The following is a 13,332-nucleotide window of genomic DNA, read 5'->3' as shown; positions in this document are numbered from 1 at the left end:
CACACCTCAGGCTTCAGCGGGCAAAGGGAACACGGCGTTGACCTGCCCGGTGCCGGAACTGGCGAACAGCGGGGTGATGAACTCCACCTTGCCGTCGTACTTGTCCCAGCCGAGCAGGCCCAGCAGCATCACGGTGTCGTGCATGTTGCCTTCGCCGTAGCAATAATCGGCATACTCCGGCAGCATTTCGCAGAACTCGCGAAAGCGCCCCTCTTCCCAGAGCTTGACCACCCGTTCGTCCATTTGCTGGTCGAACTGACGGGTGTAGCTGTTCATGCCCTCTTCGGCGCGCTGATCGTCGATAAAGCGGTGCGACAGCGAGCCGCTGGCCAGCACCGCCACGGTGCCGTCGTATTTCTCGATGGCGCTTTTGAGCGCCTCGCCCAGCCGGCGGCTGTCGGCGAAGTCATGCACGGTGCAAAACGCCGAGATCGACACCACCTTGAAATGCTTGTCGGCGTTCATGTAACGCATCGGCACCAGCGTGCCGTATTCCAGCTTCAGGCTCGGGATGTCGTGCGCCTTGGCGCGTACGCCCCGCTTGCAGGCCTCATCGGCGATCAGCTGGCCCAGCGCCGGGTTGCCGTCGTAGTCGTAAGTCATGTCGCGGATGAAATGCGGCAGCTCGTTGCTGGTGTACACGCCGGAGAAATGCGCGCTGCAGTTGATGTGATAGGCGCTGTTCACCAGCCAGTGGGTGTCGAACACCACGATGGTGTCGACGCCCATCTCGCGGCAACGCGCGCCGATCTCTTTATGGCCGTCGATGGCCGCCTGCCGGCAGCCAAAGTTTTTCCCAGGGATTTCCGACAGATACATCGATGGCACATGTGTAATCTTGGCGGCTAACGCTAACTTACCCATAAGTCCTCACATGAAACAAAAATGATTCCGTGAACGATGCCGGGGCCTGATTAAACGCCCCAGCGTGGGATCGGGTGATCACCCATGGAAATGCACACGTTCTTCATCTCGGCGAACACTTCGAAGCTGTATTCCCCGCCTTCGCGGCCGGTGCCGGAGGCTTTCACGCCGCCGAACGGTTGGCGCAGATCGCGTACGTTTTGGGTGTTGACGAAAACCATGCCCGCTTCAATGCCGCGGGCCAGGCGCAGAACCTTGCTCACATCCTGCGTCCAGATGTACGACGCCAGGCCGTACTCCACGTCGTTGGCCATGCGCAGGCCGTCTTCTTCTGATTTGAACGGCAGCAGGCAGGCCACCGGCCCGAAAATCTCCTCCTGCGCCACGCGCATCCGGTTGTCGACATCCGCCAGCACCGTCGGGCGCAGGAAGTTGCCGTGGCTCAAGCCGGCCGGTTTATCCGGGCCGCCGGCCAACAGGGTCGCCCCTTCCTCCACCCCGAGGCGGATATAGCCGGAGACTTTTTCCCAGTGCTGCGGGCTGATCAACGCGCCCACCTGGGTGTTGGGATCTTGCGGATCGCCGACGCGCAGACGGTTGGCGCGCTCGGCGAAACGTTTGACGAATTCCGGGTAGATGCTCTCCTGAATGAAGATGCGCGAACCGGCGGTGCAGCGTTCGCCGTTGATCGAGAAGATGGTGAACAGCGCGGCGTCGAGCGCCCGCTCGATGTCGGCGTCTTCAAAGATCAGCACCGGCGACTTGCCGCCGAGCTCCATGGAGAATTTCTTCAGCCCGGCGCTTTCGATGATGCGCCGGCCGGTGGCGGTGCCGCCGGTGAAGGAGACCGCGCGCACGTCTTTATGGCGCACCAATGCGTCGCCGGCGGTGGCGCCGTAGCCCTGCACCACGTTCAGCACCCCGGCCGGAATGCCGGCTTCCAGAGCCAGCTCGCCCAGGCGATCGGCAGTCAGCGGCGACAGTTCGGACATTTTCAGCACCGCCGTGTTGCCCAGCGCCAGGCAAGGCGCGGTTTTCCAGGTGGCGGTCATGAACGGCACGTTCCACGGCGACACCAGCGCGCATACCCCCACCGGCTGCACCAGCGTGTAGTTGAGCATCTTGTCGTCCACCGGGTAGGTCTTGCCGTTCATCTGCTGGCACACCTCGGCGAAAAATTCGAAGTTGTGCGAGGCGCGCGGGATCAGCACGTTTTTGGTCTGATGGATAGGCAGACCGGTGTCGGCGGTTTCCATTTCGGCGATCTGCGGCACGTTCTGGTCGATCAGTTCACCCAAACGGCGCATCAGGCGCGCGCGCTCTTTCATCGGCGTATTCGCCCACTTGGGGAACGCCTCTTTCGCCGCGGCCACCGCCTGGTCTATCTCCAGCTGGCCGCCGGAGGCCACTTCCGCCAGCACCTCGCCGTTCGCCGGGTTGGTGGTGGTGAAATACTCTTTGCTGGCGACGTTCTTACCGTTGATCCAGTGGTTGATGGTTTTCATCGCAGGCTCTCCTCGTAATCTTTTTCACTGATAATGTGGTTAACCAAACGGCCGATGCCCTCGATCTCCACCACCACTTCGTCGCCCGGCTGCACGTCGGCCAGCCCTTTCGGCGTGCCGGTGGCGATCATGTCGCCCGGCTGCAGCGTCATGAATTCGCTCAGGTAGGCGATCAGGAACGGAATGTCGAAAATCATGTCGGCGGTGCTGCCGCGCTGGCGCAGCTCACCGTTGACGTAGGTGCTGAGCGCCAGCCGATGCGGATCGGCGACGTCGTCGCGATTGACGATATACGGCCCGATCGGCGTCAGGGTGTCGCGGCTCTTCACCCGCAGATTCGGCCGGTAGTAGTTCTCCAGGTAGTCGCGGATGGCGTAGTCGTTACACAGGGTGTAACCCGCCACGTACTCCATGGCGTGCTCACGGCTGACGTTGCGCGCGGTCTTGCCGATCACCGCCACCAGCTCGGCTTCGTAATGCATGTACTCCACGCCGGCCGGGCGTACCGACACCTGACGGTGCCCGGTCAGGGTGTTCGGCGCCTTGAGGAACACCAGCGGTTCTTCCGGCGCCTTGAATTCCAGCTCGCTGGCGTGGTCGGCATAGTTCAGCCCCAGGGCGAACACCGTGCCCTGCGCCGGCGGCAGCCATTCCACTTCGCGCTCCTGCAGCACCTCGCCGTTCGGCAGCGTGACGCGCAGCTGGTCATCCACCTGCACGTTGAAGACCTGGCCATGATGGCGAATACGAGCATGTTTCATGATGCGGCTCCTGCCTGGGTGACGCGGTTGGTCAGAGTGGGCAGGCCGGCGGCGCGCACCGTCACCTCATCCCCCGGTTTGATCTCCACCCGCTGGTGCGGGGTGCCGATCAGCACCGCATCGCCCGGCTGCAGAGTGATGAAGTCGCTGATGGCGGCGATCAGCTCCGGCACCGAGCGCACCAGATCGGCGGTGGACCAGCGATCCTGCTCCACGCCGTTGATCTCGGTGACGATCTCCAGCCGATCGGCGTTCTCCAACTGCCCCATCTCCCCCAGCGGGCAGAAGCCGTCGCGGCATTTGGCCTTGATCGCCGGGCGATAGAAGCTGCTCTCCGGCAGGCTGACGTCGTTGGCCAGCGCGTAACCGGCCAGATAACGGCTCACCTGCGCCGCCGGCACCTTGCGCGCGGTGTCGCCGATGATCACCGCCAGCGTGCCGCCGCTCTGCACGGTTTCACCGGCCGGAAACGGGATCGCCCCGCCGTTGGCGAGGTGGGTATTGCGCGGTTTGATAAACCACACCGGGGTTTTGGGCGGGGTTTGATACGGCGGCTGGTGAAACGCCTGATCCCAGGCGTCCAGTTGGCTGCGGTGGTTCAGCGCAACGGAAAATACGGTGCCTTTCATGCGAACTCCTCCAATGGCAAAAACATGACAACCGGCATTCATTAATATATTAATGATTACTTTTATACGCTGTGCAGCTTTTACGCAACGCGCTTGGAGTGATTTGTGATCGTGATAACAAAATATTCACAAATTACGAACATTAGCGTGATTATTCAATGCATTAACCATTTTTCACGCCATTTTTAGCTGCGCCTCGCATTTTTGCTTTATCCCTACGGGTAACTTTGGCTACTATTAAGTTATTAACAAAATCGGGCTTTGCGGGGCAGGCGCCCCCATAACGAGCGCCGTAACAACGAACACCTTGATAGCTAAGGCCAAACTTATGCATGAATCGTTAACCATCGCCCTGCTGCAGGCGCGTGAAACCGCCATGGGGTTCTTCCGCCCGATCCTGAAAAGCCACAATCTCACCGAGCAGCAGTGGCGCATCATCCGCGTGCTGGCCAACAGCCGTTCGATCGAATTCCACGAACTGGCGGCGGAAACCTGCATCCTGCGTCCCAGCCTGACCGGCATTCTGTCGCGCATGGAGCGCGATAAGCTGATCTTCCGCCTCAAACCGGTCAACGATCAGCGCAAGCTGTACGTGTCGCTGACCCAGCAGGGTCAGGAGCTGTATGAAGTGGCGCGCCATCAGGTGGAGCAAGGCTACGCCGAGATTGAAGCCGCCTTTTCGCGGCAAAAAATGGACCAGTTGATGACGTTGCTGGACGAGCTGATCACCCTGGGCGACAGCCTGCCCGCCAACGTCACCGCGCATCCCGCCAAGAAGTGATTTAACCAACCGGAATTCTCACATTAATTGGCGTTGCAGCCAGGCGGCCAAAGCGTAAATCCCCCGTCGCTTACTCAAGTAAGCGACGGGGGTGCGTGGCTGCGTCAAGTAAGCAGAGCATTCGTTTCCGGCAACAGCGCGCCGCCGTCCACCACCAGCGTCTGGCCGGTGATGTAGGCCGCCGCCGGCGAGGCGAGAAACACCATCGCCGCGGCGATGTCTTCCGGTTCCCCCAGCCGCCCGAGCGGCACCGCGGCGGCGATCGCCTGATTCACCTGCGCGTCGCCCAGGTTGGCCATCGCCGGCGTGCGGATCATCCCCGGCTCCACGCCGTTGACGCGAATGTTCTCCGCCGCCAACTCCAGCGCCGCCGCGCGAATAAAGCCGTTTACCCCGGCCTTGGAGGCGGCGTAATGCGCCAGTCCCGGATACGCCACCCGCGGGCCGGTCACCGACGAGGTCACCAGCAGGCTGCCGCCGCCGGCGCGGCGCATCCACGGCAGCGCCGCCTGCGCCAGAAAGAACGGCGCCATCAGATTGACGCTCAGCGTGCGTTGCAACAGGGCCGCGTCGATGGCGGCGAACGGCGTCAGCGGAAAATAGGCGGCGTTGTGGATCACCACGTCCAGCCGTTGGTGCCGCTCGCCCACCGCCGCCACCAACTCGGCAATCTGCCCCGGCTCGGCCAGATCGCAGGCCAGCGCCTGTACGTTCCACCCTTCGCCCCGCAGCGTTTGCGCCGCCGCCTGCGCCTGCGGCAGCTGCACGTCCGCGATCGTCACCTCGGCGCCCAGCCGGGCAAAGGCGCTGACGATCGCCAGCCCAATGCCCTGCGCGCCGCCGGTCACCAGCACCGCCTGCCCGGCGAAGGCGTCGGCCGCATAGGTTGCGCTCATCGGCCTATCCTCGCGGGTGGCGCGTGGTGTTCAGCACCTGTGCGTGGGCACCGACCGCAAAGTTGCTCAGCGCGCTGAAATCGCTGCCCTGATAACCGAGGATTTTGCCGTCGGTGCGCATGCCCTGCAGATCGATCATCACCACGCCCAGCGTCGGGATGATTTTCTCGCGCCAGACGAACAGATAAAGCTGCTCCGCCACCTTCACGTAGTGGCAGCGATCGACGTCCGCCAGCCCCTTCTCCACTCCGTCCAGACACTGCCAGGCGTAGAAGTTGTCGTTCAGGTAGATGTGCTCGTACCGTTCGGTCGGGCTGTAGGTGTACATGTTGCGCATGCCGATCAGCTCATCGGTAAAGCCCGGTGGCGCCACGTCGGCGTCATCCAGCGTGCCGAAGCGGAATTCGGCCTCGACCGCGGTCAGCGGCAGCCCCTGCTCCACCCGGCTGAAGGCGTCGAGCCGCGCCTGCGCTTCGTCCGGCAGCTGGCCGTATACCGCAGTGAAGTTGCCCTGATTGCGGTCGCATACCAGCGTAATGCTGGCGTTGGCGCGGGCAGGATCGAGAAAATCGATGAACAGCACGCCGGGGCGAATGCTGGTGGCGCGATAGGCGACGCCGCGCCGTTCGCCCCACTCCAGCGTCTGCTCGTCGGTAAACCGGCAGCGCTGCGTCGCGCCGTCGCTGAAACGCAGCGTCAGCGTGGTGCCCGCCAGGCCGTGCTGGCGTTCCAGCGTATTGCTGTGCGGCGCAAAGCCTTCCGCCAGCGCGCCAACCTGAATGAATACCGCTTCTGAACTCATGGAATGCTCCTTATAGGGAAGTGAAAGCCAGGGTCGGCACATCGACAATGGTGGAGCCGCCGTCGGCCACCAGCGTCGCGCCGGTAATGATTGAAGCTTCGCTGGAGCAGAGGAAACGGCAGACGCGGGCGATCTCCTCGGCGCTGGCCGGCCGGCGCAGCGGCACGTCGCGGCAGACCATCTGGTAAGCCTGCTCCAGCGAAATCTGATGGGCGTCCATCAACAGCTGCATCTCTTCGTCCGCCATCGGCGTGGTCACCCAGCCCGGGCACACCGCGTTGGCGCGCACGCCCAGCGGGCCATAGTCGCGGGCGATGGAGCGCATCAGGCCGATCAGCGCGTGCTTGGCGGTGACGTAGCCGCAGACCTCCGGCCCGGTGGCCAGCGAGGCGATCGAGGCCACGAACAGCAGGTTGCCGCCGCTTTTAATCAGCTCCGGCAGGCAGGCGCGCGCGCTGGCGAAAGCGCTGTTGAGGTTGCTGTCCATCGCCCCTTGCCACTGCGCGTCGGTCATCTCGGTGATGCGCTTGAAGCCCATGCCGCCGGCGCTGCCGATCAGGCAGTCGATGCGCCCGGCGTCGCGCAGAATCGCCGGCAGCAGCGTGTGGTTCCAGCTCTCGCCGCTGGCGGCGTCGCCCACCAGCGCCTGCGCGCCGATCTCTTGCGCCAGCGCCGCCAGCGGTTCCGGGCGGCGGCCGATGATGAACACCCGATCGCCCTGCGCCGCCAGCAGGCGGGCGCAGGCGGCGCCGACGCCGGTACCGCCGCCGGTAATCACAACCACTCTATTCATGATTCAGCTTCTCCATCAGTTGGCCGATCATCAGCAGGCTGCTCAACAGCAGCCGCCGCTGTTCGGCATCCAGCCGCAGATAGCGGCGGCCGGCCGGTAAACGGCTGACCACCTCCGACGCGGCGAAATGCTCGATATCCACCTGCCAGCGCCCGTCGTTCACCGTCAGCCGCACGCGGCGAAAATCCAGCTGCGCCAGCGTCTCGCCGATCTGCGGGTAGCGCTGCAGGCCGTCCAGCACCCGCTGCGCGGCCGCATGGCGCTGGCGCAACAGATAACGCACCCCGCGCCGCCGCAGCCAGCCGCCGGTCACCACGTCCAGCGTCAGCGGAGGCTGCGCTGCGCACGTGCCCTGCAACCGAAAGCGGTGGCTGACGATATGCGCCATAAACAGCCCCTGCACCTGTTCACCGATCTCGATCTGCGGCCCCTGCGGTAGCGTCAGCCGCAGCAGGCCCGGCGCCAGGCGTTCGCACGCGTAGGGTTCCAGATTGCGCGCCAGACGATCCAGCGCGGCGCCCGGCCGATAGCCCGACGGCGCGCGCCGCCAGGCGCGATTAAATGAGGGAAGTAAGCCGATCAAACTGCGCCTCCTCGTTTTCACCCTTGGCGAACGCGTTCTCCAGCACCTGCTCGACTGGCACCGGCTTGAACGGATTCACTTTCTGCACGCACAGCGTCCAGAACAGCGCATAGGCGGCGGTCAGGCCGATCATCCAGCCAAAGGGAATGTAGATGTCGCTCGGGTTCATCCCCGGCGGCGTGATGTAGACGATGGCCAGCACGATGCCGACGCTGGAGACGATTTGCGGCAGCGGGAACCACGGCGATTTATAGGCGCGCGGCAGGTCGGGGCGGCGCACGCGCAGGATCACCACCGAGCAGGTCACCAGCAGGTAGGCCACGCCCCAGGCGCACACCGCCGCCAGCACCAGCGGAATGATCCTGTCGAGGTTGCCCTGAATGGCGAAGGCGTGTACGCAGGGGATCAACACCGCCACCAGAATGCCGACCACCGGCGTTTTAAAGCGCGGGTGCAGATAAGCGAACATGCGCGGCAGCGCGCCGTCCAGCGCCATGCCGTACAGAATGCGCGGCACCGCCGCCATCAGCGTGTTGATGGTCGCGGCGCCCGCCAGCAGCAGGCCGACGCCCAGCCAGTATTTGCCGAACTGGCCCATCACCTGGCCGGCGAACGCCGGGATGGCCATCGGCGTTTCCAGCAGGCGCGTGCCGCTGGCGGCGTCGATCACCACGTTTTCCACCTGATGGCTGAGCGCCGCGCCATACAGTGCCATGCACACCGCCACGCCGCACAGCCCCAGCGCCATCGCGCGCGGGATCACCCGATCGCAGCGTTTGATCTCCGGCGCCATCGGCGTCACCAGCTCACAGCCGACGAACATGAACATCGCCATGCCGATCAGGCTGAACACCGCGAAGGGATCGTTCAGGCTCAGCGTGCTGCCGAACCAGCCCTCGAGCGGCACCGCATGCGGCGACAGCAGCCCGACGATGCCGAAAATCACCAGCGTGCTCCACATGGCGAAGGTCAGCACGATCTCCGCCTTGCCGAAGGCCTCGATGCCGAACGCGTTGAGCAGGCCGAACACGATTACCAGCCCGACGCCGACCATCCAGGAGGCATTGTGGCTTTCCATCAGGGTGTTGAGGTGCTCGAAGTTCACCAGCGCCATGATGCCGGAGAGAATGGTCTCGGCGGTGCCGGCGAAGATGTGCACGATCAGGTAGGCCGACAGCGCGCCGGTGATGGCGAAAAAGCGCCCCATGCCGCAGGAGATGTAGTCGTAAACCGAACCGGAGGTTGGCAGCAGCGACGCCGCTTCGGAGAAGGTGGTGAGCTGCGCCTGCATCATGATGAAGGCGATCAGCATCGCCAGCGCGAAGGTGTCGCCGCCGATGCCGAAGCCGCTGGTGACCGTCAGGATCACCGGGCTGGCCATGATCACCCCGACCGAACTGGCCAGGGTGGTGGGAAAGCCGACCTTGCCTCGAGCCAGGTGGGCGTGCAACCGCGACGACAGGTTCATGGTTATTTCCTCTTATAGTTTTGGCCTGATGCATGCAGGTGCTTGCAGGTTTTTCACCGCCAGCGGCGGTAATCTCACTATAGAGAGGAAAGGAAAATGCTGACTATCGTCCTTAAGGACGAGACGGTTTCAACCTGCGGTGGCGCTCACGGCGGCGCGCCATTGCATCGCCCCCTGCGGGCTGCGCGGGTAGGCGCGCAGCGGCGCCAGCAGCGCGGAAAAGAAGGCGTAATAGCCGGCGCACAGCCGGTTGTAGCGATCTTCGCCCACATGCGCCGGGCAGCCGCCCTGGCAGACGCTTTTCACGCTGCAGCGTTGGCACTCGCGGCGCAGGCTCTTGTTTTTACCGAACGGCATTTCCACCGCCCTTGCCGCCAGGGTGGCGAGCGGCGTGTGGCGATCGGCATGGCCGAGCAGATGCTGCGCATTGATCAGATGATCGCAGGCGTAAAGCCGCCCGTCCGGCTCCATCACCAGATTGCCGCCGCAGCGTTCGGCGTGCACGCAGCTGGGGCTGACGTGGGTGAAATACTGCGCGTAGACCTGTTCGATGTTCATCACGAAGACCCGGCCAACGTGTCCGCGGCTACGCCAGCGGCGGTACACCGCCAGCATGAAGCGCCCCCAGTTGGCGGCGCTCAGTCCGTAACCGGCGGTGGGCGCATCCCCTTCCAGCATCAGCGGCTGAAACTGCAGATAACGCGCCCCGATCGCCACCGCATGATCGTAGATCGCCTCGGCGCGATCCGCGACGCCGTCGTGCACCACCATCAGCAGGTTGAAGTCGATCTGATGGCGCTGCAACAACGCAATGCCGCGCAACGCGGCGTCATAGCTGGCGCCGCCGCGCTTGTCCGGCCGGTGGGCGTCCTGCACCTCGCGATCGCCGTCCAGGCTGACGCCGAGGATAAAGTGATGCTGCCGGAACAGCCGGCACCAGGCGTCGTTCAGCAAGGTACCGTTGGTCTGCAGGCTGTTGCTGATCCGCACGCCCGGCGGCGCGTAGCGGCGCTGCAACGCCAGCGCCCGCTTGTAAAAACCGATCCCCGCCAGCAGCGGCTCACCGCCCTGCCAGACGAAGTTGATCTCGCGGCTGTAACGCGGCTGGGCGGCGATGTAGCCGCGGATAAATTCCGCCAGCAGGTCGTCGTCCATCTTGCGCGTCCGCTCCTGCTGGCGCTGCGGGTAGTAGCAGTAGCGGCAACCCAGGTTGCAGCCGGCGCCGATCGGCTTCACCAGCAAATGAAAAGGCGCCGCCGCGCGCGGTTCGCTCTCTACCGGGATCTGCTGCGCGCGCAGCTGGGCCAGGTTCATGGTGCCGCCTGCGGTAACGGTTTGTGGGTCTGCGGATCCAAGCCAATGTAGTCGCCGGTGCTGGCGTCTACGCCGAGGTAGTCGATCGCTGCGCCTTTGGCTTCAATGACCATGCCCTGCAGCGCAAAGCGGCGATACGCCTCGCTCAGCCGTTTGACTTGATCCGGGTTGGCGGCGGCCAGATCGCGCGTTTCCAGCGGGTCGTCATGCAGGTTGAACAGCCCCCACGGCGCCATCTGCGCCGTCGGCCCGGCCTTCACCAACCGCCGCAGCTTCCAGACGCCGTCCACATAGGCGGCCTGGTTATGCAACTCCACGCCGTAGGTCGCGCGCGGCACGCCGTTGGCCTCGCCGCTGAAATAGCGCTTGAAGCTGACACCGACCATCGGCAGCGTCGGTTTGGCCTTCAGCGGTTTGTTGGCGTCGATGCCGGCATAGTCGTACAGCGTCGGGGCGATGTCATACACCGCCATCGGCGTACGGTCGATGCCGCCGCGCCCCTTCAGCCGCGGCGCGGAGATGATGAAATCGGTATTGATGCCGCCCTGCGCGCTGGTGGTTTTGTGGTAGTTGGCGTACGGCGCATTGCTGACGTTGGCCCAGTGCGGCCCGTAGGAAATGAACGATCCCTTGCGGCCGAGGTTGGCGTAGCTGTTGTCGAACTGCCGCCAATACTCCGGCTTCGAGCCGTAGTAGAAGCCGCTGGCCGGGTTGGCGCCGTTGTCGGTGGCGAACACGATCACCGTATTTTGGTCGCGGCCGGTCTGCTTCAGGGTGTTCAGCACCGCGCCAACCTGATCGTCCATGTAAGCAATCATCGCCGCGTACACCTGCATGGTCTTGGCTTCATATTTTTGCTGCTCGGGCGTCAGCGCGTTCCAGGCCTTATCCAGCGCCAGCGTCGGTATCGGCGTGCGATCGGAAATCAACCCCAGCGCTTTCAGGCGCTGAATGCGCTGCTGATAGGCCTGCTGGTAACCGGCGTCGTATTTGCCGTCGAATTTGGCGATCCAGTCATCCGGCGCCTGCAATGGATCGTGCGGCGCGGTGAACGCCAGATAGGCGAAGACGGGCTTATTCTGCGGCGTATCGCGGATCCACTGTTCCAGCTGATCGGCATAGGCCTTGCTGGAGTAGAAATCTTTGGGCAACGGCACGCGTTTGCCGTTCAGGGTGTAGAAGGTGTGGAACGCCTCCACGGTGCCCAGCGGTTTCGCATCGTCGAAATGGCTGGTGCCGCCGCCCATAAAGGCGAAGGCGCGCTCGAAGCCGCGATCGGTCGGTTTGGCGCCGTCGACATAGCCCAGGTGCCATTTGCCCGCCATCATGGTGGCGTAACCCGCGTCGCGAAAACGCTCCGGCAATGTGGTCACGCGGTCGGTCAGCCGCATTTCATAGCCCGGCTGCGCGGCGGTGCTCTCATACCACCACATGCCGCCCATGCCGGCCTGCTGATTGGTGTTGCCGGTCATCAGCATCGACCGCGCCGGCGCCGACATCGGCGAGGTGTAGTACTGGCTCATGCGCACGCCCCGTTCGGCCAGCGCCTGCAGGTTGGGGGTCGGTATCTCGCCGCCGAACGGGCTGATGTCGGAATAGCCCATGTCGTCCACCAGAATGATCAGCACATTGGGGCGATCGGCGTCCGCCCCCTGAGCCAGGCCCGATAAGGCACCGCTCAACGCCACCGCCAGCGTTTTTTTCTGCATCGTTCGTTCCCCGTATGGTCATGTGGACTGAACAACCCGACGCCTCAGCCCGAGAAAGGTCATCATTTTTTCGTCTTATACGTTTGGCGCCGCCTGGCGCTATCTTCAATTCGCAGTGTAGGAAGCGGTGGAAAAGCCTGGCTATCGTTCTTAAGAACGAGGGGCGGCGACGGTCGTGCCGGTTGTAGCACGCGCAGGGCGGCGAGGGCTTCGTCCAGGCAAGCAGTGAAAAGCGCTGTAAATTCAGCGGGAAAAGCGGCGAATTATTTCATTAACCTATTAATGAAAATCGCGATAAATCCGAACTGAAAAGCCCTGATTAACGCAGTGTCATCTTGTTATTTATGTGTTTTATTGCAATCGGCCTCACGTTGTTAATATGTTTTTATTGTGTTGCCAAATTGCTACAACTATGCTTGTATCGTTCATATATTGACCGCCAACATTCTCCAGATTGAACGATAAAGGGAGGAACACGAATCATGCACAGCACAGCATCCGATGCCTTTATCAACAGTTGTTTGGCGACCATCACGCACCTGATCCCGGTGTCTGCCGGGGTGTTTTATCTGGTCGATCGCGACCTGCGGCCAGATCACTACATCCTGCACGGCATGCCCGATAAAACGCATCAGCAGTACCTGAACCACTTCCAACAGATAGACCCGCTGCAGCCGGCCAATTTCCATCGCCAGGACATCACCATGGTCGGCATGAGCCCGGCGGCGATCGCCGGCAACCGCCGCTATTACCACGACTTTATGCTGCCGAACGACATGCGCGACATGACGGAGATTTTCATTCGCCAACGCAAACGCATCGTCGCCGGGGTGTCGCTGATCCGCGATACGCCGTTTACCGAAGTGGAGCGCGGCCGCCTGCGCGCGGTGCTGCCGCTGATCGAGCTGGCGACGCGCGATCTGCTGCCCGACAGCGAGGCGCAGCTGTTGACCGCCAAAGAGCAAGAGATCGTCAACCTGGTGCGCGAAGGCGCCAGCAATAAGCGCATCGCCCTGAAGCTGGGCATTTCGCTGTCCACGGTGAAAACCCATATGCGCAATATTTTCGCCAAAACCGACGTGGTGAACCGCACCGAGCTGGTCGCCGGCGGCTTTCTCGCCCACGGTTAACGTCCGATAACGGCCGCCGCTGCCGGCGGCCGGAAAATAACGCCAAAACGTATTCGCCATTTATGGCGCGGCTCCCCCCTGCCCGCAATCGGGCCGG

General features: G+C 63.2%; 13 protein-coding genes. 2 read left to right on the top strand and 11 right to left on the bottom strand.

Annotation, left to right across the window (positions count from 1 at the left end):
* Positions 1–6: 6 nt before the first annotated feature.
* From hpaD to CPH57_RS23610, 4 genes are read right to left on the bottom strand one after another with little or no spacing between them, the layout of a single operon-like run.
* Positions 7–864: a 3,4-dihydroxyphenylacetate 2,3-dioxygenase gene (hpaD, locus tag CPH57_RS23625; RefSeq protein ID WP_015376537.1), complete on the bottom strand. Its 858-nt coding sequence runs from the start codon at positions 862–864 to the stop codon at positions 7–9.
* A 50-nt stretch (positions 865–914) separates the two neighbouring features.
* A complete protein-coding gene (gene hpaE, locus CPH57_RS23620; RefSeq protein WP_033651367.1) occupies positions 915–2,369 on the bottom strand; it encodes a 5-carboxymethyl-2-hydroxymuconate semialdehyde dehydrogenase in 1,455 nt (484 codons plus the stop codon).
* A complete protein-coding gene (locus tag CPH57_RS23615; protein ID WP_096242789.1) occupies positions 2,366–3,130 on the bottom strand; it encodes a fumarylacetoacetate hydrolase family protein in 765 nt (254 codons plus the stop codon). The genes hpaE and CPH57_RS23615 overlap by 4 nt, the downstream gene beginning before the upstream one ends.
* Positions 3,127–3,759: a fumarylacetoacetate hydrolase family protein gene (locus CPH57_RS23610; protein WP_047572761.1), complete on the bottom strand. Its 633-nt coding sequence runs from the start codon at positions 3,757–3,759 to the stop codon at positions 3,127–3,129. The genes CPH57_RS23615 and CPH57_RS23610 overlap by 4 nt, the downstream gene beginning before the upstream one ends.
* A 328-nt stretch (positions 3,760–4,087) precedes the next feature.
* Here CPH57_RS23610 and hpaR point away from each other — a divergent pair, with 328 nt between their 5' ends.
* Positions 4,088–4,540, top strand: coding sequence for a homoprotocatechuate degradation operon regulator HpaR (gene hpaR, locus CPH57_RS23605; protein WP_042783637.1), 453 nt, complete (start codon positions 4,088–4,090; stop codon positions 4,538–4,540).
* 104 nt (positions 4,541–4,644) lie between these two features.
* Here hpaR and CPH57_RS23600 read toward each other — a convergent pair whose 3' ends face one another.
* The 7 genes from CPH57_RS23600 to CPH57_RS23570 all read right to left on the bottom strand — a co-directional run bounded on the left by CPH57_RS23600 (position 4,645) and on the right by CPH57_RS23570 (position 12,105).
* On the bottom strand, positions 4,645–5,436 hold the full coding sequence (locus tag CPH57_RS23600) for an SDR family oxidoreductase (protein WP_096242788.1): 792 nt from the start codon (positions 5,434–5,436) through the stop codon (positions 4,645–4,647).
* Positions 5,437–5,440: 4 nt separating this feature from the next.
* A complete protein-coding gene (locus CPH57_RS23595) occupies positions 5,441–6,238 on the bottom strand; it encodes a molybdenum cofactor biosynthesis F family protein (RefSeq protein ID WP_004933186.1) in 798 nt (265 codons plus the stop codon).
* Between the two features lie 10 nt (positions 6,239–6,248).
* On the bottom strand, positions 6,249–7,031 hold the full coding sequence (locus CPH57_RS23590) for an SDR family NAD(P)-dependent oxidoreductase (RefSeq protein WP_096242787.1): 783 nt from the start codon (positions 7,029–7,031) through the stop codon (positions 6,249–6,251).
* Positions 7,024–7,614, bottom strand: coding sequence for a DUF3156 family protein (locus CPH57_RS23585; RefSeq protein ID WP_096242786.1), 591 nt, complete (start codon positions 7,612–7,614; stop codon positions 7,024–7,026). The genes CPH57_RS23590 and CPH57_RS23585 overlap by 8 nt, the downstream gene beginning before the upstream one ends.
* Complete coding sequence (locus tag CPH57_RS23580; RefSeq protein WP_096242785.1) at positions 7,589–9,082, bottom strand: APC family permease; 1,494 nt, start codon at positions 9,080–9,082, stop codon at positions 7,589–7,591. The genes CPH57_RS23585 and CPH57_RS23580 overlap by 26 nt, the downstream gene beginning before the upstream one ends.
* A 129-nt stretch (positions 9,083–9,211) precedes the next feature.
* Positions 9,212–10,396 carry an anaerobic sulfatase maturase gene (locus CPH57_RS23575; protein WP_096242784.1) on the bottom strand — a complete coding sequence of 395 codons (1,185 nt, stop codon included), beginning with the start codon at positions 10,394–10,396 and terminating at the stop codon, positions 9,212–9,214.
* Positions 10,393–12,105, bottom strand: coding sequence for an arylsulfatase (locus CPH57_RS23570; RefSeq protein ID WP_096242783.1), 1,713 nt, complete (start codon positions 12,103–12,105; stop codon positions 10,393–10,395). Before CPH57_RS23570 ends, CPH57_RS23575 begins: the two co-directional genes overlap by 4 nt.
* A 482-nt stretch (positions 12,106–12,587) precedes the next feature.
* Between CPH57_RS23570 and CPH57_RS23565 the strand changes: the two genes are divergently transcribed.
* Complete coding sequence (locus CPH57_RS23565) at positions 12,588–13,235, top strand: LuxR family transcriptional regulator (protein WP_049294794.1); 648 nt, start codon at positions 12,588–12,590, stop codon at positions 13,233–13,235.
* Positions 13,236–13,332 lie beyond the last annotated feature (97 nt).

Origin of the sequence: Serratia sp. JKS000199, from assembly GCF_900215455.1 — a bacterium.
Lineage (GTDB): Bacteria > Pseudomonadota > Gammaproteobacteria > Enterobacterales > Enterobacteriaceae > Serratia > Serratia ureilytica.
This window is presented reverse-complemented; position numbering and strand designations above follow the sequence as displayed.

Coding starts and splice junctions, on each gene's coding strand:
- hpaD (WP_015376537.1), bottom strand. CDS start 864: ATGGGTAAGTTAGCGTTAGCCGCCAAGATTACACATGTGCCATCGATG.
- hpaE (WP_033651367.1), bottom strand. CDS start 2,369: ATGAAAACCATCAACCACTGGATCAACGGTAAGAACGTCGCCAGCAAA.
- CPH57_RS23615 (WP_096242789.1), bottom strand. CDS start 3,130: ATGAAACATGCTCGTATTCGCCATCATGGCCAGGTCTTCAACGTGCAG.
- CPH57_RS23610 (WP_047572761.1), bottom strand. CDS start 3,759: ATGAAAGGCACCGTATTTTCCGTTGCGCTGAACCACCGCAGCCAACTG.
- hpaR (WP_042783637.1), top strand. CDS start 4,088: ATGCATGAATCGTTAACCATCGCCCTGCTGCAGGCGCGTGAAACCGCC.
- CPH57_RS23600 (WP_096242788.1), bottom strand. CDS start 5,436: ATGAGCGCAACCTATGCGGCCGACGCCTTCGCCGGGCAGGCGGTGCTG.
- CPH57_RS23595 (WP_004933186.1), bottom strand. CDS start 6,238: ATGAGTTCAGAAGCGGTATTCATTCAGGTTGGCGCGCTGGCGGAAGGC.
- CPH57_RS23590 (WP_096242787.1), bottom strand. CDS start 7,031: ATGAATAGAGTGGTTGTGATTACCGGCGGCGGTACCGGCGTCGGCGCC.
- CPH57_RS23580 (WP_096242785.1), bottom strand. CDS start 9,082: ATGAACCTGTCGTCGCGGTTGCACGCCCACCTGGCTCGAGGCAAGGTC.
- CPH57_RS23575 (WP_096242784.1), bottom strand. CDS start 10,396: ATGAACCTGGCCCAGCTGCGCGCGCAGCAGATCCCGGTAGAGAGCGAA.
- CPH57_RS23570 (WP_096242783.1), bottom strand. CDS start 12,105: ATGCAGAAAAAAACGCTGGCGGTGGCGTTGAGCGGTGCCTTATCGGGC.
- CPH57_RS23565 (WP_049294794.1), top strand. CDS start 12,588: ATGCACAGCACAGCATCCGATGCCTTTATCAACAGTTGTTTGGCGACC.